This window comes from Streptomyces sp. NPDC007189 (assembly GCF_040703635.1).
Classification (GTDB): Bacteria; Actinomycetota; Actinomycetes; order Streptomycetales; family Streptomycetaceae; genus Streptomyces.
The window spans coordinates 562,390-581,830 of sequence record NZ_JBEYEY010000002.1; the positions used below are offsets into that span (position 1 = coordinate 562,390).

Here is a 19,441-nt window from a genome sequence, read left to right on the forward strand (position 1 = left end):
GGGGCGTGAGGTCCTAAGGACCTCACGCCCCCTCGCTCAGTGGAGCGTCAGCGCGTCAGTGGTTCCTGGCGTACGACTGGACGTAGCCGTTCGCCGGGGAGCCCACGCCGGTGACGTCGTCGTAGCCCTTGACCGCGGACAGGGAGCTGTCCTTGCCCAGGCTGCGGACCGAGGTCAGCAGGCCATTGGCGGCGTCGAAGCCGTTGGCGAAGTCGATACGGGCGACCGCCAGGCCGGAGCCGGTCGGGTTGTCCGTGACGTCGTGGAAGACGCCGTGCTTGCCGTACTTGGAGTAGATCGCCGGGTTGGCGAAGCCGATCGCCTTGCCGCCGCGCGCCTCCTGGGCCAGCGCCTGGACCGCCGCGATCACCGGAGCGGCGAGCGAGGTGCCGCCGATGCGGTACTCGCTGTACTGCTGCGAGCCGTCCGGGAAGGTCTGGGTCTGGCCCACCAGGAACCCGGTGTTCGGGTCGGCGATGGCCGCGATGTCCGGGACGACGCGGTTGCCGGAGGCGCTGTTGGCCTTGGCGAGCGAGTCCGGGACGACGCCCTTCTGGTAGTACGGCTCGGCGACCGTCTTGCTGGTGCCGCCGCCCGCGCCCGAGGTGAAGGCGCCGGGGAAGCTGGTCCAGCTCTTGCCGTCGGCCGACAGGGTCGCCTTCTCGGTGCCCCAGCCGGTCTCCCACTCGTACGCGTTGCCCTTGCCCACGGCCAGGGACGTACCGCCGACCGCCGTCACCCAGGCGGAGTTGGCCGGGGTGTCGACCTGCTTCGTACCGGTGTGGGCGACCTCGTCGCCGTTGTCACCGGAGGAGAAGTAGAAGCCGATGCCCTGCACCGCGCCCAGCTGGAAGACCTGGTCGTAGGCGGCCGCGAGGTCCGGGGTCTGGTTGGCCTCGATGTCGCCCCAGGAGTTGGAGACGATGTCGGCCAGGTGGTTGTCGACGACCTTGCTGAGCGAGTCCAGCAGGTCGTCGTCGTAGCAGGAGGCCGCGCCGACGTACGTGACGTCGGCGTTCGGGGCGACGGCGTGCACGGCCTCGACGTCGAGGGTCTCCTCGCCGTACCAGCCGGCCGCGCCGCACTCGTCGGTCTTGGTGTAGTTCTTCGGCAGCACCTGGTGCAGCTGGCCGGTCTTCCACGCCGCGTCGCCGTTCTTCACCGCGTACTTGCCGGCGTCGTAGGCGATCGTCGGGGAGGCGTACGCGTCCGTGATGGCGACGCGGACGCCCTTGCCGGTGTAGCTGCCGGCGCCGTAGGCGGCGCGCAGCTGCTTGCCGGTGTAGCCCTTGATCGCGTACGGGATCTTCTGGCCGTACGCGTCCGGGAGCGTGGTCGCGATGTCCGAGCCGTAGTACGAGGAGAACGGCCCGGCGTTCTTGAACACGGCGTCCGGCGGCGGAAGCTGGTCGTCGTGGTTGGCCTTGTGCGGAGCGCTGTCCAGGCCGGTGACGGTGAGGACGGCGCCCTTCAGGCTCTCCGGGACGGAGGCCGCCTGGGCCGGGGCGCGGTAGGTCTTCGAGCCCTTGGCGTAGTTGTGCAGCTGGGTGCCGAACGCCTTCTCGGCGGCGGCCACGTCACCGGAGACGGTGACGTAGTGCTGGGTGACCTCGGTGACCTTCAGGCCGGCCGACGTCAGCCAGGACTTGACGGCGGCCACCTGGGCCTTGGTCGCCCCGAAGGCGGCCTGCGCCTTCTTGGCGCTCAGGTACTTGCCGTACAGCGGCGAGCTGGGGTCGGACACGGCCTTGGCGTAGGCGGCGAGGCCCGCCGCGTCCTTGCCGGCCAGGTAGACCCGGGCCTTCACCTGGGCGCTGTTCGAGGTCGCGCCCTTGTCCGCCTTGGCCGTGGCCCACAGCGGCTTGGTGCCCTTCAGTGCCTCACGTGCGGGGCTGTCCGTGGCGTGTGCCGCGGGTATGCCCAGCGCCAGCGCGCCGGCGACCATGGGCAGTGTCGCTGCCATGCTCACGGCGCGCAGCTTGGCGCGGTTGGATCTCATAGAACCCCCTGCGATGCGGTTCGCATGCATGTAGTGGCTGGGTGCGTCATGCGTCCGCGTGCCGGCCCGCGGCGGCTCGGCCGACCGTATGGATCACACGATGGGGGTCACTCTTTCGATGAACCGTTCATGCCAGGGGAACGGAATGGTCAAGAGAAGCTCAAGTAACCGTCAGTTAGGCCGATTTGAGCCGCTTTGTCCTCACGGGTCGATTACGAAACCGCTGTCCCGCTTTCACGAACGCGGCGCGGCGCCCCGCTCCTTGAGCATCTGGGCCATCACCTGGAGCTCCGACTGCTGCGCGTCGACCATGCCCTGCGCGAGCCGCTTCTCCACGCCGACGGTGCATTTCCGGACACATCCCTCGGCCATGTGGATCCCGCCCTTGTGATGCTCCGTCATCAGCTGCAGGTACAGCACCTCGGCCTGCTTGCCGTTCAGCGACTGGAGTTTCCTCAGCTCCGTGTTCGTCGCCATGCCCGGCATCAGCGAGCCGTCTCCGCGCTCGGGCATGCCGCCCATGCCCATCCACGCCATCGGCGGCTTCGCCGACACCTTCGGCAGGCCCCACAGGTCCAGCCAGCCGAGCAGCATGCCGCGCTGGTTGGCCTGCGTCTGCGCGATGTCGTAGGCCAGCCGCCGCACCTGAGGGTTCTTCGTGCGGTCCCGGACGATGTACGACATCTCCACGGCCTGCTGGTGGTGCACGGCCATGTCCCGGGCGAACCCGGCGTCCGCCGAGTCCGCGCCCGGCGCCTTCGGAGCCGGACCGCCGGAGTCCTCGGCGACCGCGTAGGTGACGGCGCCGGCCGCGACGAGCACCGCCGCCGCGGATCCGGCGACCCAGCCGGCGTGCCGCCGCTTCACTACATCGCCCCGCTGGTGCAGGCGGCACCGGGCTCCGGGGTCTGCGGGCCCTGGACGTAGGCGGCGAAGAACTTGTCCACCTCGGGGTCCGACGCGCTCTTGACGGCCACCTGGTGGCCCCACGCCGACAGGATCAGCGGCGCCGCCTGGTTCTCGTACGGGCTCATCAGCGAGTACGGCGTCTTCTTCACCTTCGCCGCGAGCGCGTCGACGTCGGCCTTGCTCGCCTTGCCGGTGTACGTCACCCAGACCGCGCCGTGCTCCAGCGAGTGCACGGCGTTCTCGTCCTGCAGCGGCTTGGTGTAGACGGTGCCGTCGCAGGTCGCCCAGACCGGGTTGTGGTTGCCGCCGACCGGCGGGTGCATCGGGTACGACACCTTGGTCTGCACGTGCGTCCGCGCCAGCTTGCCGGACCAGGTCCTCACACCGTCCTTGCCGGTGACCCAGTGCCCGGAGTCCCCGGAATTCCCGGAGTTCCCGGCGGGCTTGGCGTCGCTGACGGTGTCCTTCTTCTTCCCGGACTGGGAGTTGACGAGGACCACACCGCCGACGACGAGGCCGGCGACGACCACCACGCTCGCCGCGACGGCGACGACGCGGTTGCGGCGCTCGCGCACACGCTCGGCTCGACGCATTTCCTCGATGCGCGCCTTGCGCGTCGCGCCGCTGTTCTTGGCGGAACCCATGAGGTGTGTCCTTCTGAGGGAAAGAGTCGGCAACGGGAAGGGTGGGGCCCGCTGATCGTAGTGGGGAAGGAGCCCACTTCCGTAGACAGAGCGCGGCAAAGAGTGACGGGGAGAAAATTTGAACGGTGGATGCGTATTACCTAGGCTCGCGGTATGCGGCTCCTGCGCTCCACCGACCTGGCCCTGCGCGTCCTGATGCGACTGGCCGTGGCCGGCGACGCCACGCCCACCACCCGCCGGGTCGCGGAAGACATGGACGTGCCCTACACCCACGCCGCGAAGGTCGTCGCCGAACTCCAGCACCTGGGCCTGGTCGACGCCAGGCGCGGCCGGGGCGGCGGTCTGGCGCTGACCGAGAAGGGCCGTACGGCCTCGGTCGGCGCGGTGGTGCGCACCTTCGAGGGCGACGGGGACGTCGTCGACTGCGAGGGCACCTCGGGTACGGCCCCCTGCCCCCTGAACTCCGGCTGCCGCCTGCGAGGCGCCCTGCGCCGGGCCCAGGAGGCGTTCTACGCGGCGCTGGACCCGGTCACCGTGGCAGAGATCGTCACCGCACCGACGGGCCCGCTGCTACTGGGCATCTCCCGGGGCCCGCACGGCGCTTGACGTCCCGACGCGGCGGAGCCGTCCCAACGCGGCGGAGCCGTCCCCGCCCGATGAAGCCGTCCCGGTAGGCGGAGCCGGCTGCCTGCGGCAGGGGGCCGGAAGCCGGGAGGTCGCCGGAAGCCGGGAGGCCGTCGGTAGCCGGGAGGCCGCCGCAGACTGGCAGGGCCCGCCGTCGACCGGGTAGGGCCGCCGCAGACTGGCAGGGCCCGGCGCAGACCGGCCGGGCGTGCTGTAGATCTGCAGGGCGGGCCGCACACTCGCAGGGCCCGCTGCAGACCGGCGGGGCGCGCGGTAGATCCGCAGGGCCGGCCGCAAACTGACAGGGCCCGACGCAGGACGGCAGGGTCCGCCGTAGACCCGCAGGGCCCGGCGTAGATCCGCAGGGCCCGGCGTAGATCCGCAGGGCGCGCCGCGGACCGGCGGGGCGCGCGGTAGATCCGCAGGCCCCGCCGCGGACTGACAAGGCCCGGCGCAGACCGGCAAGCCCGCCGCACACCGGCAGGGCGTGCTCGAGACCGGCGGGGCCCGCCGCACACCGGCAGGGCCTGGCGTAGATCCGTAGGGCGCGCTGCAGACCGGCAGCGCGAGCTGTAGATCCGCAGGCCCTGCCCGTAGACCGGCAGGGCCCGACGCAGGACGGCAGGGGCCGCCGTAGACCCGCAGGGCCCGGCGCAGATCCGTAGGGCGCGCCGCAGAGCGGCAGGCGCGCCCTGATCCGCAGGCCCCGCCGCGGACTGACAAGGCCCGGCGCATACCGGCAAGCCCCGCCGCACACCGGCAGGGCGCGCTCAAGACCGGCGGGGCCCGCCGCACCCCGCAGGGCCCGACGCAGGACGGCAGGGCCCGCCGTAGACCCGCAGGACCCGGCGCAGATCCGTAGGGCGTGCCGCAGACCGGCAGGCGCGGCGTGATCCGCAGGCCCCGCCGCGGACTGACAAGGCCCGGCGCATACCGGCAAGCCCCGCCGCAGGACGGCAGGGCGCGCCGCAGACCGGCAGCGCCTGCCGTAGACCGGCAGCGCCTGCCGTAGCCGGCAGGGTCCGGCGCAGACCCGTAGCCCCCGCCGCACACCCGCAGAGCCCGGTGGCCTGGCGGCGGGTCCTGGTCGAGGGGGCGTCGCCGCTCGTCAGCAGCGCGGCTGCCGGGTCAGCTGTCCTGCTGGGCCAGCCACAGGTCCGGGCCGAAGACCTCGTAGTGGATGTCGGCCGGGGCCACACCGTTCTCGATCAGTTGGCCGCGCACCGCGCGCATGAAGGGCAGCGGTCCGCACAGGTACGCGCGCGTGCCGGCCGGTACGGGGATGCCGTCGAGGTCGACCAGGCCGGTGCGGGCGCCCGGACCGGCGTCGCGCTCGTAGAAGAAGTGCACGGAGGCGTCCGCGAGCTTCCCGGCGTACGTCTCGTGCTCGGTGCGCAGGGCGTGGTCGGCGGGGGAGCGGTCGCCGTGGACCACGGTGACCGGAGCGGTGTGGCCCCTCGACGCGAGGTCGGCCAGCATCGCGACCATCGGGGTGACGCCGATGCCGGCGGAGGCGAGCAGCAGCGGGGTTTCGGCGTCGGCGTCCAGGACCAGGTCGCCGTACGGCTCGGACAGGTGCAGCACGTCGCCGGCCCGCACGCGCGCGTGGAGGTGGTTCGAGACCTCGCCGGCGGGGGTGGCGTCGTCGCCGGTCACGCGCTTGACGCTGAACTGGCGGAGCGTCTCGCCCGGCGCGCCGGACAGGCTGTACTGCCGGATCTGACGGGCGCCGTCGGGCAGCTCGACCTGGACGGAGACGTACTGGCCGGCGCGGAAGTCGCGCACCGGGCCGCCGTCGGCCGGGCGGAGCCGGAAGGTGACCACGTCCGCGGTCTCCTCGACGCGCTCCACGACCTCCCAGGGCCGCCGCCCGGTGCTGCCGCTCTCCTCGTACAGCCGCTTCTCGATCGCCATGAGCGCGTTCGCCATCAGCCAGTAGACGTCGGTCCAGGCGGCGGCGACCTCGGGGGTGACGGCCTCGCCGAGGACCTCGGCGATGGCGGCGAAGAGGTGCTCGTGGACGACCGGGTAGTGCTCCGGGGCCACGCCCAGGGAGGCGTGCTTGTGGGCGATCCGGCCGAGCATCGCGTCGGGCCGCCGGCCGGGGTGGTCCAGCAGGTGGGTGGCGAAGGCGGCGATCGAGCCGGCGAGGGCCTGCTTCTGGGCGCCGGAGGCCTGGTTGCCGCGGTTGAACAGGTTCCGCAGCAGCTCGGGGTGGGCGGCGAAGAGCCGGGCGTAGAACCGGTCGGTGATGTCGCCGATGGCCGCGCCGACGGCGGGAAGGGTGGCGCGGACGGTGGCTGCGGACTGCTCGGTCAGCATCGGGACTCCTTGCAACTCGACTGATCGAAACGCTAAGAAAACTTGCATATGAGATGCAAATTAAGCGGCCGTGGTATCCCTCACTCCTCTCACTCCCCTCACTCCGCGAACCGGCCCCGCTCGCGGCGGATCCGGGCCGCCCATTACGGATGTCGGTCCGAGCAGGCAAGATGGGCGACACAGCAGTACATCCGCCGTACGCGAGGCGTTCAGGCCGAGGACGCGTCCGCGATCAAGGTCCGCAACGCGCATGAAATGGTGTTGTGGTGGGATGCTCAGGTGCCCGACCGCTCCCGCGGGACCGAGGACAGGCGGCCTGACCAGCAAGGATGGGGAATCGGAAGATGGACAAGCAGCAGGAGTTCGTGCTCCGGACACTGGAGGAGCGCGACATCCGGTTCGTACGCCTGTGGTTCACGGACGTGCTGGGCTTCCTGAAGTCCGTCGCCGTGGCCCCCGCCGAGCTGGAGCAGGCCTTCGACGAGGGCATCGGTTTCGACGGCTCGGCCATCGAGGGCTTCGCCCGGGTCTACGAGTCCGACATGATCGCCAAGCCGGACCCGTCGACCTTCCAGGTCCTGCCCTGGCGCGCGGAGACCCCCGGCACCGCCCGCATGTTCTGCGACATCCTCATGCCGGACGGCTCCCCGTCCTTCGCCGACCCGCGGTACGTGCTCAAGCGCGCCCTGGCCCGCACCTCCGACCTGGGCTTCACCTTCTACACCCACCCCGAGATCGAGTTCTTCCTGCTGAAGGACAAGCCGCTGGACGGCTCCCGCCCCACCCCGGCGGACAACTCGGGCTACTTCGACCACACCCCGACCAACGTCGGCATGGACTTCCGCCGCCAGGCGATCACCATGCTGGAGTCGATGGGCATCTCGGTGGAGTTCTCCCACCACGAGGGCGCGCCGGGCCAGCAGGAGATCGACCTGCGCTACGCCGACGCGCTCTCCACGGCCGACAACATCATGACGTTCCGCCTGGTCATGAAGCAGGTCGCGCTGGAGCAGGGGGTGCAGGCGACCTTCATGCCGAAGCCGTTCTCCGAGCACCCCGGCTCCGGCATGCACACCCACCTGTCCCTCTTCGAGGGCGACCGCAACGCGTTCTACGAGTCCGGCGCGGAGTACCAGCTCTCCAAGGTCGGCCGCTCCTTCATCGCGGGCCTGCTGAAGCACGCGGCGGAGATCTCCGCGGTCACCAACCAGTGGGTGAACTCCTACAAGCGCATCTGGGGCGGCTCCGAGCGCACGGCCGGCGCGGGCGGCGAGGCCCCGTCGTACATCTGCTGGGGCCACAACAACCGCAGCGCCCTGGTCCGCGTCCCGATGTACAAGCCCGGCAAGACCGGCTCCGCGCGCGTGGAGGTCCGCTCCATCGACTCCGGCGCCAACCCGTACCTGGCCTACGCCGTCCTCCTGGCCGCGGGCCTGAAGGGCATCGAGGAGGGCTACGAACTCCCGCCGGGCGCCGAGGACGACGTCTGGGCCCTGTCCAACGCCGAGCGCCGCGCGATGGGCATCGAACCGCTCCCGCAGAACCTCGGCGAGGCGCTGACCCTCATGGAGAGCAGCGACCTGGTCGCCGAGACCCTCGGCGAGCACGTCTTCGACTTCTTCCTGCGCAACAAGCGCCAGGAGTGGGAGGAGTACCGCTCCGAGGTCACCGCCTTCGAGCTGCGGAAGAACCTGCCGGTGCTGTAGGCGCAGGTCGGGGCGGGTTTCCGCCGAAACGATCCCGTGGGGCCGCCGGTCACGGACCGGCGGCCCCCTCGCCTTCCGGTAGCCCGGCGGTTTGAAGGAGGCGAGCCCCGACGGGGGCGTATGTCACCGTTTTTCTGTTCTCCGCGGCTTAGCATGCTCACTGCTCAGGGGGAGCCGTGGACAGGACGGAGTCGGCGACGTGCCTTTCGCGCAGCCGGCCGTACGGCGTGCCACGGCGCCGCTGCTGGCCGTGTGCGCCGGGTACTTCATGGTCATCCTGGACGTCACGATCATCAATGTCGCCGTACCCGTGGTGGGCCGGGACCTGTCGGCCTCGCTCACCGGCATCCAGTGGATCACCGACGGGTACACCCTCGTCTTCGCCGGGTTCCTGATGACCGGTGGCGCGCTGGGCGACCGGCTGGGGAACCGGCGCGTCTTCTGCGCCGGCGTCGTGGTGTTCACGCTGGCCTCGGCGGCGTGCGCCCTCGCGCCGAGCGCCGCCCTCCTCGTCGCGGCCCGGCTGGTGGAGGGGCTCGGCGCGGCACTGATCGTCCCCGGCTCGCTCGCCCTGCTCCAGGAGGCCTACCCGGTGCCGGCGGCACGCTCGCGCGCCTTCGGGCTGTGGGGGTCCATGGCCGGCATCGCGGCCTCGGCCGGGCCGCTGGTGGGCGGGCTGCTGGTGTCCACGGCGGGCTGGCGCTGGGTCTTCCTCATCAACCTTCCCGTCGGCGCCCTCTGCCTGGCCCTGACGTGGCGGTACGTCGCACCCTCCCCGCGGCACGCCGAACGCCCCCTGGACCTGCCGGCCCAGTGCGCCGTGGTGGCGGCGGTGGCCCTGCTGACCGCCGCCCTGAACGAGGCCGGACGGCGTGGCTGGTCCGATCCGGCCGTGCTCGCCGGACTGGGCCTGGCCGTGGTGGCGGTGGCGGCGTTCGTGCTGCGCGAGCGGCTCGCCCGCAGCCCCGTCCTTCCGCTGCGTCTGCTGCGCACCCGTGCGATGAGCGGGGCGGCCGCCATCGGCCTGCTGTTCAACTTCGCCTTCTACGGCATGGTGTTCACCGCCAGCCTCGACTTCCAGCACCAGCGCGGTTTCAGCGCCCTCGACACCGGGCTCGCCCTGTTCCCGGCCGTGGCGGTGACCATGTTCGCCTCCGTCCTGTCCGGGCGGCTCAGCCGCCGCACCGGCGACCGTCCGCTGGTGGTCTGCGGGATGCTGCTCGGCGCCCTCGGTCTCGGCGGCTGGGCTGCGGCGGGGGCTGAACCGGCCTACGCGCTGCTGGTGGCGCCGATGATGGCCACCGGGTTCGGCACGTCCTTCGCGCTCACCGGCTCGACCGCCACGGTGATGGGTGCAGCGCCGGAGGCGTACGCGGGGGCCGCCTCCGCCCTGTTCAACACCACCCGGCAGATCGGCAGCGCCACCGGCGTGGCACTCGGCGGCAGCCTGCTGGCCGGCAGCGCCGGCTACGGCAGCGGACTGCGCGTCAGCATGAGCGCCGGGGCCCTCGCCTACCTGACCGCCGCCGCCCTCGCCTGGCTGTGCGTGCCGGGCCGTGAACCGGCCGGCTAGGCGAGGGCCCGGCCTCGACCGGCATTCCGCTACCCGGGATACGCCGGCGAGACCGCGGCCGTACTGATCCGCCGGGGCTTTCCCGACCCGTCCGCCGGGACCTGGTACAGATCGGCGCCGTAGTCACCCGGCAGCGCGTACACGACCGTACGGGCATCGCGCCACACCGCCTGGTCGTCCACACTCCTCGACTCGGCCAGCGGGGTCTCCCGCATGGTGCGCAGATCGAGGACGTACAGATGCCAGGGGGCGTCCTTCGGCAGGCCCTCGACCCGCTTCTTGTAGGCGATGCGGGTGCCGTCGGGGGACAGGGACGGGCACTCGACGTTCTCGTGCAGGGTCGTCACCGTGCGGGCCCGCAGGTCGCCCCGCACCAGATGCGTACGGCCCTTCGTCGCCAGCGTCGCGTAGAACGTGCGGTCGTCCGCCGCGAACGTCACGCCCCAGAAGTTGACGTCCGCCGCCCGGTAGGGATGCCCGTCCTTGACGATCCGGAAGGCCTCAAGGGACGGGATCAGCTTCCCGCTCCGCGTGTCCACGATCGCGGCACGCGTGGAGAAGTTCGTGCCGGCGTAACTGTCACCGCCCACGAACGCCGTCCAGGCGGCGAAGTGGCCCGTGGGGGACACCCGGGCCCGCGAGGGGATGCCCGGGACGTCGTACCGGTGCACGGTCCGCAACCGGGCGTCAAGGATCAGCGCGCGATAGCTGTCCGAGACCGGGCCGTGCACGGCCTGCAGGCAGACGCCCGTCCCCGAAGCGGCGTAGAAACGCAGGCACTTGACCCCGGAGGCCGTCCGCGCCCCCGACGGGTCACCGGCCGGGACACTGACCAGCTCGTCCCGGTGCGGGCCCCACGCCATGTTCCGGAACACCATCCGCCCGTGCCCGGTCAGGGTCACCGTCCCCGCCGTGACCCGCGGACCGCCCGCCTGCGCCTGATCGCGGCGGTCGGCCCGCGCGGAGGCGTGCAGCACGGACGCCAGCCCGACCGCCGCGAGCACGGCGACGGCGGCGGCCAGGATCAGGACGCGGTGGCGTACGGTCATGCGGCACCCCTCGGACGGATGACGACGGAGAAGGCGGCACACCCGGCCAGCGCCACCGCCGCCCCCGCCAGCGCCGCCCGGTCGCCCCACACCGTCCAGGCCGCCCCGAACAGCAGCGAGCACGCGAACCGGGCCAGCGCCTGCCCCGTCTGCACCAGGGCGAGACCGGACGAGCGCAGCGCCTCCGGCACCCCGTCCGAGGCCGCCGCCATCAGCACCCCGTCGGTGGCCGCGTAGAAGACGCCGTGCAGGGCGAGGACGACGTACGGCAGAGCCGATCCCCGCCACGCCGTGAGCAGCAGGGCGTACGCGACCAGCAGGCAGGCGTGCCCGGCCACGAACACCGCCCAGCGGCCCACCCGGTCCGCGAGCCGTCCGAGCGGCACCGCCAGCAGCAGGAAGGAGGCGGCCGTACCGAGCGGCAGCAGCGCGAACCACCGGTCCGGCACGCCGAGACGCCGCTGGAGCAGCAGATACACGAACGAGTCACTCACCGTGGCGAGCCCCAGCAGCAGCGCGCAGACGGCGATCCGCCGCAGCCCCCGCCGCCGCAGCAGCCCCACCGCACCCCGCAGGGAGGGCCGCTCGGCCGCGACCGCGCCACCGCGCCCGCCCGGCACGAACAGCACCAGCACCAGGACGCCGGCCACCGCGACGCAGAAGCTGACGGTGAACACCGCGTCGTACCCGTCGACCGTCGCCCGCAGGATCAGGAAGGCCACCAGCGGCCCGAGCAGCGCCCCGGCCGTGTCCATGGCCCGGTGCACCCCGAACGCCCGGCCCCGGGACTCCGGCGTGCTCGACAGCGAGATGAGGGCGTCCCGGGGAGCGGTCCTCAGGCCCTTGCCCGTACGGTCGGCGGCGAGCACGAGGCCGATCGGGGTCAGGGTGTGCGCGACCAGCAGCAGCGGCTTGCACACGGCCGAGACCGCGTACCCGAACCCGGCGACCCACTTGTGCCGCCCGCCGCCGCGGTCCGCGAGATGACCGCCCACCAGCCGTACGGCCGCCGAGAACCCGTTGTAGACGCCGTCGAGCAGCCCGAAGCCCAGCGGGGACAGACCGAGCCCGCTGACCAGGTACAACGGCAGCACGGCCGTGACCATCTCCGAGGAGACGTCCGTCACCAGACTGACCGTTCCGAGCGCGAGCACGGTCGGGGCGATCGCGGCACGGCGCCGCCCGGCCAGCGGCCGGACGGCACCGTCCGCGCGGCTGTCCGCTACGTACACGTCAGGACGCCCAGATGCCGGTGATGTCCTTGGCGGAGGCCGCGTTGCCCGCGTGCGAGGTCAGGCCCTGGCTGTCCTCCAGGGTGCGCAGCAGGTCGTAGTGGTTGTACGTCGTCGCACTGGACGACCCGGCCGCCACCGGCTGCCCGTACAGCACGGTCGGGATCCGGTTGCCGCTCAGCCGGTTGTCCTCGTCGAACGTGACGACGAGCAGGCTGTTGTGCGTCTTGGCCCACGTGGCGTACGCGCCCAGGTTGTTCTTCAGCCAGGTGTCACCGGTGGACACCGAGCAGTCGTGCATGTCGCTGCACAGGTTGGGGGTCACGAAGGACATCTGCGGCAGCGTCGAGTAGTCCGTCGGGAACTGCGCGAACGTCTTGGCGCTCGACGTCGGCACGTTGCTGAACCCGAACCACGGGTTGTGCTTCTGGGCGTAGTCGCCGCTGCTGCACACGGTGGAACCCTGGCTCGGCAGCGACTCGTTGTAACTGGCCCAGGTCCTCCCCGCGGCAAGGACCTCCGAGCCCAGGTTCGGCGCCGAGGAGAAGCCCGGGGTGACACAGCTGTCGTCCGTGACGCCCTGCGTCGACCCGGAGAACAGGGCGTAGTAGTTCGGCTGGCTCGGGTGGGTCTCTGCGTACGACTGCGTGAGGTTGGCGCCTTGCGACTTGAGCGAGTTGATGTACGGCGCGCTGGAGGAGCCGATGACCTGGCTGTACGCGTGGTTCTCGAAGACCACGACGACCACGTGGTCCGGACTCGGCACGACGCCCGCGGCGTGCGCGGACTCCTCGCCGATCCCGGTCCACAGCCCGACCGCGGCCGCGGCGAGGGCCGCGGCGGACGCCACGACGGTGCGGGTACGGCGGTACACGGAACTGCCGGACACATCAACCTCCGGTTGGGGGGCGGGAGCTGGCGGTGCGGACAGAGCATGCACACGCCAATATGCCCTCACCCCACGGACGCCAACCTCGGGGGTGAAGAGCGGATGAACGCCGGGTACTCCCGCCCCATGACAGCGAGGATCCTCGTGGGCACCTGCGGCTGGACCGACCGCGCACTCCTGACGAGCGGCTGGTACCCGCCCGGCCACCGCGACCCGGAAGGCCGCCTGCGCCACTACGCGACCCGCTTCCCCGTCGTCGAGGCCGACTCCCCGTACTACGCCCTCCCCGCGCCCCGCACCACCCGCCTCTGGGCAGAGCGCACCCCACCCGGCTTCCGCTTCGACGTCAAGGCCTTCTCCCTCCTCACCGGCCACCCCACCCGCCCCGCCGCCCTGCCCCGGGACTTACGCGACCGCCCCCGCGACGAGGGCCTCCTCCACGAGGTCTGGACCCGCTACGCCGAGGCCGTCGCCCCCCTGCGCGACTCCGGCCGCCTGGGCACCCTCCTCTTCCAGTACCCGCCGACCCTCACCCCCGGCCCGGACGCCGAGGCCTTCATCCGCGCCGCCAGGGAACGCGCCCGGGACTGGCCCTTCGCCGTGGAGTTCCGCAACCCCGCCTGGTGGCACAGCGACCGTACGACCGCCTTCCTCAAGGACCTGAACGCCACCGCCGTGGCCGTGGACGCCCCCGGCCTCCCCCCGACGACCCCGGTCACCACACCCCGCCTGGCCCTGATCCGCTTCCACGGCCGCAGCCCGCACTGGGGCACCGGCAGCAAGGAGGACCGCTTCCGGCACACCTACACCACCGCCGAACTCACCGAGTGGCTGCCACGCATCCGATCCCTGGCAGCAGCAGCCGAGGAGGTCCACGCCCTCTTCAACAACTGCTGCGGCGACGCGGCGCCGAAGGCGGCGCACGCCCTGCAGACCCTGCTGACCACGACGGTGCCGCGGCCGCGCACGGCGGGAAGGGGACCTGCCGGGTGGTGTCCGCCCGCAGCGGCCGGCGAGAACGCGGCTCACCCACCCGGAAGAGGGTGCGCCGGACCGAGGACGGACACCACCCGGCGCGGCACCGACTGAAAGACAACCGCAGGCGCGCCCCGCACCACAACGAACCGGAACGGGCCGCCGCAGGCATCGCCCCACGACCCCACGCACCCGCACCTGACAACGCACCGCAAGCGCCCACGCACCCGCAAGCGCCCACGCACCCGCAAGCGCCCACGCACCCGCACGGACCCACGCACCGCCCCCCGCCACCCCCCAGCCCCCGCCACCCCCAAGCCCCCGCCGCCCCCTCCAGCTAGGCTCTGGCCAGGAAGACCGCACCGAGGGGAGGCCACGGACATGACGCCGGGGCGCAGAAGCAGCACCTTCACCCGCCTGCTCCGACACGGCTTCACCGACCCCTCCGCCGCCGAGCGCCTCCTCGACGGCCCCGAACTCACCCCCGTCCGCAACGACCCCGTCCTGCTGGAAGCCCTCGGCGCCACCGCCGACCCCGACCTCGCCCTGCACGGCCTGGTCCGCCTCCTGGAGGCCCAGCCGACCCCCACCGCCCACCGCGAACTGCTGGACACCCTCATCGCGGCCAAGCCCCTGCGCGACCGCCTCCTCGGCGTCCTCGGCGCCTCCGCCGCCCTCGCCGACCACCTGGCCCGCCACCCGGCCGACTGGCAGGCCCTGGTCACCTACGAGCCGAGAGACCTCCACCCCGGCGTCGAGGAGTTCGAGCGGGGCCTCGCCGAGGCCACCGACCCCGTCACCCTCCGCGTCGCCTACCGCCGCTGCCTGCTGTCCATCGCCGCCCGCGACGTCTGCGGCACCACGGACGTCGCCGAGACGGCCGCCGAACTCGCCGACCTCGCCACCGCCACCCTCCGCGCGGCCCTGGCGCTGGCGCGGCAGAACGCCCCCGAGGACGCCGCGGCCTGCCGCCTCGCGGTGATCGCGATGGGCAAGTGCGGCGGTCACGAGCTGAACTACGTCTCCGACGTGGACGTGATCTTCGTGGCCGAGGCCACCGAGCAGAGCACCGAGACCGAGGCCCTCAAGGCCGCCACCCGCCTCGCCTCCCACCTCATGCGGATCTGCTCGGAGACGACCGTCGAGGGCTCCATCTGGCCGGTGGACGCCAACCTGCGCCCCGAGGGCCGCAACGGCCCCCTGGTCCGCACCCTCTCCTCCCACCTCGCCTACTACCAACGCTGGGCGAAGACCTGGGAGTTCCAGGCCCTCCTCAAGGCCCGCCCGGTCGCGGGGGACGCCGAACTCGGCCAGGACTACGTGGACGCGCTGCAGCCCCTGGTGTGGAAGGCGGCCGAGCGCGAGAACTTCGTCGCGGACGTGCAGAAGATGCGCCGCCGCGTCGTCGAGAACATTCCCGCCGCCGAGATCGACCGCGAGCTGAAACTCGGCCCCGGCGGCCTGCGCGACGTCGAATTCGCCGTGCAGCTCCTGCAGTTGGTGCACGGCCGCACCGACCAGTCCCTGCGCAGCGGCACCACCCTCGACGCCCTGCAGGCGCTGGCCGCCGGAGGCTACGTCGGCCGCGACGACGCCGCCCGCCTGGACGAGGCGTACCGCTTCCTGCGCTCGATGGAGCACCGCATCCAGCTCTACCGCCTGCGCCGCACGCACCTCGTGCCCGTGGCGGAGGAGGAGCAGCGGCGCCTGGGCCGCTCCCTGGGCCTGCGCGCGGACCCGGTGGCCGAGCTGAACCGCGAGTGGAGGCGGCACACGGGCGTCGTACGCCGGTTGCACGAGAAGCTCTTCTACCGGCCGCTCCTGGACGCGGTGGCCCAGCTCGCCCCGGGCGAGGCCCGCCTGAGCCCCGAGGCGGCCCGCGAGCGCCTGGTCGCCCTCGGTTACGCGGACCCGGCGGCCGCCCTGCGCCACCTGGAGGCCCTGGCCTCCGGCGTGAGCCGCAAGGCGGCGATCCAGCGCACCCTGCTGCCGGTCCTGCTCGGCTGGTTCGCGGACTCGGCGGACCCGGACGCGGGCCTGCTGAACTTCCGCAAGGTCTCCGACGCGCTCGGCAAGACCCCCTGGTACCTGCGCCTGCTGCGCGACGAGGGCGCGGCGGCCGAGAACCTGGCCCGCGTGCTGTCGGCGGGCCGCCTCGCCCCCGACCTGCTGATGCGCGCCCCCGAGGCGGTGGCCCTGCTCGGCGACGGCGACGGCGGCGGCCTCGCACCGCGCGGGTGCGCCGCGCTCGAGCAGGAGATCCTGGCCGCCGTGGGCCGCGCGGAGAACGCCGGGCACGGCGTCACCGCGGCCCGGGGCGTGCGCCGCCGCGAGCTGTTCCGTACGGCCGCCGCCGACATCGTCGGCTCCTACGGCACCGAGACCAGCCCCGCCGAGGCCGACCAGGGCGCCCTGGTGGACCGGGTCGGTGCGGCCGTCTCCGACCTCACCGCGGCCACCCTCGCCGGCACCCTGCGCGCGGTGGTCCGGGACGGCTGGGGCGACACGCTGCCCACCCGGTTCGCGATCATAGGGATGGGCCGGTTCGGCGGTCACGAGCTGGGCTACGGCTCCGACGCGGACGTCGTCTTCGTGCACGAGCCGCAGGACGGCGTGGACGAGCACGAGGCGTCCGCCGCCGCGAACAAGGTCGTCGCCGAGATGCGCCGCCTGCTGGCGCTGCCCAGCGCCGACCCGCCGCTGCTCATCGACGCCGACCTGCGCCCGGAGGGCAAGTCGGGGCCGATGGTGCGCACCCTGAAGTCGTACGAGGCGTACTACCGCCGCTGGTCCCTGGTCTGGGAGTCCCAGGCGCTGCTGCGGGCCGAGCCGGTCGCCGGGGACGAGGAGCTGGGCCGCCGTTTCACCGAGCTGATCGACCCCCTGCGCTATCCGCGGAGCGGCCTCGGCGAGGACGCCGTGCGCGAGATCCGCCGGCTGAAGGCCCGTATGGAGTCCGAGCGGCTGCCGCGCGGCGCCGACCCGAAGCTGCACACCAAGCTGGGTCCGGGCGGGCTGTCCGATGTCGAGTGGACCGTCCAGCTGTTCCAGCTGAGGCACGGCTGGGAGCAGCCCGGCCTGCGCACCACCCGGACCCGCGAGGCGCTGGCCGCCGCCCGCGAGGCGGGGCTGCTGTCCGCGGAGGAGGCGGAGATCCTGGACGAGGCCTGGGTGCTGGCGACGCGGGTGCGCAACGCGGTGATGCTGGTGCGCGGCCGGGCCGGGGACACCTTCCCGACCGAGCCCCGCGAGCTGGCCGCCGTGGGCCGCTACCTGGGCTACGGCGCCGGGCACGCCGGGGACATGCTGGACGCCTACCGCCGTACCGCCCGCAGGGCCCGCACGGTGGTCGAGGAGCTGTTCTACGCGGACTGAGCGGCCGGCGCCGGCTCGGCCGCCCGGGCCGGCGCCCGTCTCGGCAGGGCGTGGGGCAGCGCCCCGAACCAGAGACGCGCCACGGCGAACCCGAAGGCCAGGCACAGTACGCCGCCCACCGCGTCCAGCCAGAAGTGGTTGGCCGTGGACACGATGACCAGCAGGGTGACCGCAGGGTAGAGCAGCCCCAGCACCCGCGCCCACGGCACGGACGCCAGCGCGAACACCGTCAGCCCGCACCACAGCGACCAGCCGATGTGCATGGACGGCATCGCCGCGTACTGGTTCGACATGTCCTTCAGGTCGCCGGAGGCCATCGAGCCCCAGGTGTGGTGGACCATGACCGTGTCCACGAAGTGCCCGCCGCGCATCAGCCGCGGCGGCGCGAGCGGGAACAGGTAGTAACCGAGCAGGGCCACACCGGTCGTCGCGAACAGCGCCAGACGGGCCGCCGAGTAGCGTCCCGGATGCCACCGGTACAGCCACACCAGCACCCCGATCGTGATGACGAAGTGCAGCGTGGCGTAGTAGTAGTTCATGCCGATGATCAGCCAAGTCACCGAGTTCACCGCGTGGTTGACGGACTGCTCGGCGGCGATGCCCAGATGGTGCTCGGCGCGCCACACCCAGTCGGCGTTGCGCAGCGCCTTGCCCCGCTGCTCCGGGACGGCGTTGCGGATCAGTGAGTACGTCCAGTAACTCACCGCGATCAGAAGGATCTCGAACCACAGCCGGGGCCGCCGCGGGCGCCTCAGCCGGCCGGCGAGACCACCGCGCGCCTCGCGCTCGACCTCGTCCGTGACGGAACCCGGAACGGCCACCTCCTCGCGACCTTCCGACTGCGTCACGGTCGAGTCACTCATAGCCATCAAGTGTGCCAGAAAAGGCGTCTTCGACCGATCATCCCAAGGTCGGGTCCGGGACGCACCTTCTACGACGTACGGACGACATGCGGCGCCGAAGCGGTCGAACCGCGCACCACCAGCTCCGGCATGAACACGAACTCGCTGTGCGGCGCGGGCGTGCCGCCGATCTCCTCCAACAGCGTGCGCACCGCGGCCTGCCCCATCGCCGGCACCGGCTTGCGGACCGTGGTCAGCGGCGGGTCGGTGAAGGCGATCAGCGGGGAGTCGTCGAAGCCGACCACCGACACGTCCTGCGGCACCTGAAGACCCCGCTGCCGGGCGGCCCGTATGGCGCCGAGTGCCATCATGTCGCTGGCGCACACCACGGCCGTGCAGTCCCGCTCGATCAGCGCGGTCGCGGCGGCCTGCCCGCCCTCCAGCGTGTACAGCGAGTGCTGGACCAGCTCGGTCTCGACCGCCTCGGCGGTGAACCCCAGCTGGTCCTGCATGGCCCGCACGAAGCCCTCGATCTTGCGCTGCACCGGCACGAACCGCTTCGGCCCGAGGGCGAGCCCGATCCGGGTGTGCCCGAGCGACACCAGATGGGTCACCGCGAGCGTCATCGCGGCCCGGTCGTCGGGGGAGATGAACGGCGCCTGCACCTGCGGCGAGAACCCGTCCACCAGCACGTACGGCACGCCCTGCGCCCGCAGCCGCTCGTAGCGGGACATGTCGGCGGTGGTGTCCGCGTGCAGCCCGGAGACGTAGATGATCCCGGCGACCCCGCGGTCCACCAGCATCTCGGTCAGCTCGTCCTCGGTCGACCCGCCCGGGGTCTGCGTGGCGAGCACCGGCGTGTAGCCCTGGCGGGTCAGCGCCTGGCCGATGACCTGGGCCAGGGCCGGGAATATCGGGTTCTCCAGCTCGGGGGTGATCAGCCCGACCAGGCCCTCGCTGCGCTGCCGCAGCCGCACCGGCCGCTCGTAGCCCAGCACGTCCAGCGCGGCCAGCACGGACTGGCGGGTGGTGGCGGCGACGCCCGGCTTCCCGTTCAGGACCCGGCTGACGGTCGCTTCGCTCACCCCCGCCTGCGCAGCGATGTCGGCAAGCCGTGTGGTCACGGCACTGGACTGTACCGGGCGTATGGCGCCTTGCACACCGACGGGACGCCGGGTTCGAGCGGCCGGACGGCTCGCCCTGGGTTGCTGCCTCATCGGGCTCCCTCGCATGGATGGTGGCAAGAGCTTGCAGAGTCTTGCACACGTGTCGGCCGACTGCTGAGCGGTAACGACGGGGTAA

Annotated in this window: 14 protein-coding genes; 5 read left to right on the forward strand and 9 right to left on the reverse strand. The window is 72.5% G+C overall.

The genetic code is table 11. The features are described 5' to 3' along the window. Positions 1-55: 55 nt before the first annotated feature. From AB0950_RS05680 to AB0950_RS05690, 3 genes are all read right to left on the reverse strand, one after another. Positions 56-1,999, reverse strand: a complete 1,944-nt coding sequence (locus AB0950_RS05680; RefSeq protein WP_366777875.1) for a S53 family peptidase — start codon at positions 1,997-1,999, stop codon at positions 56-58. A gap of 234 nt (positions 2,000-2,233) precedes the next feature. After that, complete coding sequence (locus AB0950_RS05685; RefSeq protein ID WP_360143623.1) at positions 2,234-2,866, reverse strand: DUF305 domain-containing protein; 633 nt, start codon at positions 2,864-2,866, stop codon at positions 2,234-2,236. Next, on the reverse strand, positions 2,866-3,552 hold the full coding sequence (locus AB0950_RS05690) for a DUF3105 domain-containing protein (RefSeq protein ID WP_360143620.1): 687 nt from the start codon (positions 3,550-3,552) through the stop codon (positions 2,866-2,868). The genes AB0950_RS05685 and AB0950_RS05690 overlap by 1 nt, the downstream gene beginning before the upstream one ends. 153 nt (positions 3,553-3,705) lie before the next feature. On the opposite strand from AB0950_RS05690, the gene AB0950_RS05695 reads away from it, so the two are divergent. Further along, on the forward strand, positions 3,706-4,158 hold the full coding sequence (locus tag AB0950_RS05695; protein ID WP_360143617.1) for an Rrf2 family transcriptional regulator: 453 nt from the start codon (positions 3,706-3,708) through the stop codon (positions 4,156-4,158). 1,146 nt (positions 4,159-5,304) lie between these two features. On the opposite strand, the gene AB0950_RS05700 is transcribed toward AB0950_RS05695, so the two are convergent. Further along, positions 5,305-6,498 (reverse strand): globin domain-containing protein, encoded by a 1,194-nt coding sequence (locus tag AB0950_RS05700; RefSeq protein WP_366777876.1) that lies wholly within the window; start codon positions 6,496-6,498, stop codon positions 5,305-5,307. Positions 6,499-6,842: 344 nt separating this feature from the next. Between AB0950_RS05700 and AB0950_RS05705 the strand changes: the two genes are divergently transcribed. Both AB0950_RS05705 and AB0950_RS05710 read left to right on the forward strand, forming a co-directional pair. After that, positions 6,843-8,204 (forward strand): glutamine synthetase family protein, encoded by a 1,362-nt coding sequence (locus AB0950_RS05705; RefSeq protein ID WP_360143611.1) that lies wholly within the window; start codon positions 6,843-6,845, stop codon positions 8,202-8,204. Positions 8,205-8,403: 199 nt separating this feature from the next. Beyond that, positions 8,404-9,777, forward strand: coding sequence for an MFS transporter (locus tag AB0950_RS05710; RefSeq protein ID WP_360143608.1), 1,374 nt, complete (start codon positions 8,404-8,406; stop codon positions 9,775-9,777). A gap of 29 nt (positions 9,778-9,806) precedes the next feature. Here the strand turns inward: AB0950_RS05710 and AB0950_RS05715 are convergent, their stop codons facing one another. The 3 genes from AB0950_RS05715 to AB0950_RS05725 are packed head-to-tail and all read right to left on the reverse strand — an operon-like array spanning position 9,807 to position 12,947. Next, positions 9,807-10,826, reverse strand: coding sequence for a TolB-like translocation protein (locus AB0950_RS05715; protein ID WP_360571116.1), 1,020 nt, complete (start codon positions 10,824-10,826; stop codon positions 9,807-9,809). Then, entirely contained in the window at positions 10,823-12,058 is a 1,236-nt protein-coding gene (locus AB0950_RS05720; protein ID WP_360571118.1) for an MFS transporter, read from the reverse strand. The genes AB0950_RS05715 and AB0950_RS05720 overlap by 4 nt, the downstream gene beginning before the upstream one ends. Before the next feature lies 1 nt (position 12,059). After that, positions 12,060-12,947, reverse strand: a complete 888-nt coding sequence (locus tag AB0950_RS05725; protein WP_360143599.1) for an alkaline phosphatase family protein — start codon at positions 12,945-12,947, stop codon at positions 12,060-12,062. 126 nt (positions 12,948-13,073) lie between these two features. Between AB0950_RS05725 and AB0950_RS05730 the strand changes: the two genes are divergently transcribed. Together AB0950_RS05730 and AB0950_RS05735 are read left to right on the forward strand one after the other, a co-directional pair. Beyond that, a complete protein-coding gene (locus AB0950_RS05730) occupies positions 13,074-14,036 on the forward strand; it encodes a DUF72 domain-containing protein (RefSeq protein WP_360143596.1) in 963 nt (320 codons plus the stop codon). Between the two features lie 267 nt (positions 14,037-14,303). Beyond that, the gene (locus tag AB0950_RS05735; RefSeq protein ID WP_366777878.1) at positions 14,304-17,297 is read left to right on the forward strand and encodes a bifunctional [glutamine synthetase] adenylyltransferase/[glutamine synthetase]-adenylyl-L-tyrosine phosphorylase; all 2,994 of its coding nucleotides are present in this window, start codon (positions 14,304-14,306) and stop codon (positions 17,295-17,297) included. Here the strand turns inward: AB0950_RS05735 and AB0950_RS05740 are convergent. Together AB0950_RS05740 and AB0950_RS05745 are read right to left on the reverse strand one after the other, a co-directional pair. Then, a complete protein-coding gene (locus AB0950_RS05740; RefSeq protein ID WP_360143589.1) occupies positions 17,285-18,160 on the reverse strand; it encodes a phosphatase PAP2 family protein in 876 nt (291 codons plus the stop codon). The genes AB0950_RS05735 and AB0950_RS05740 overlap by 13 nt on opposite strands. A gap of 68 nt (positions 18,161-18,228) precedes the next feature. Continuing rightward, complete coding sequence (locus tag AB0950_RS05745) at positions 18,229-19,263, reverse strand: LacI family DNA-binding transcriptional regulator (protein WP_360143586.1); 1,035 nt, start codon at positions 19,261-19,263, stop codon at positions 18,229-18,231. Between the last annotated feature and the right edge of the window lie 178 nt (positions 19,264-19,441).

Bases quoted from the DNA above. Each gene is read 5' to 3' on its own strand.
- AB0950_RS05690 (WP_360143620.1), bottom strand. From the start codon at position 3,552: ATGGGTTCCGCCAAGAACAGCGGCGCGACGCGCAAGGCGCGCATCGAG.
- AB0950_RS05740 (WP_360143589.1), bottom strand. From the start codon at position 18,160: ATGAGTGACTCGACCGTGACGCAGTCGGAAGGTCGCGAGGAGGTGGCC.
- AB0950_RS05705 (WP_360143611.1), top strand. From the start codon at position 6,843: ATGGACAAGCAGCAGGAGTTCGTGCTCCGGACACTGGAGGAGCGCGAC.
- AB0950_RS05700 (WP_366777876.1), bottom strand. From the start codon at position 6,498: ATGCTGACCGAGCAGTCCGCAGCCACCGTCCGCGCCACCCTTCCCGCC.
- AB0950_RS05715 (WP_360571116.1), bottom strand. From the start codon at position 10,826: ATGACCGTACGCCACCGCGTCCTGATCCTGGCCGCCGCCGTCGCCGTG.
- AB0950_RS05680 (WP_366777875.1), bottom strand. From the start codon at position 1,999: ATGAGATCCAACCGCGCCAAGCTGCGCGCCGTGAGCATGGCAGCGACA.
- AB0950_RS05735 (WP_366777878.1), top strand. From the start codon at position 14,304: ATGACGCCGGGGCGCAGAAGCAGCACCTTCACCCGCCTGCTCCGACAC.
- AB0950_RS05730 (WP_360143596.1), top strand. From the start codon at position 13,074: ATGACAGCGAGGATCCTCGTGGGCACCTGCGGCTGGACCGACCGCGCA.
- AB0950_RS05695 (WP_360143617.1), top strand. From the start codon at position 3,706: ATGCGGCTCCTGCGCTCCACCGACCTGGCCCTGCGCGTCCTGATGCGA.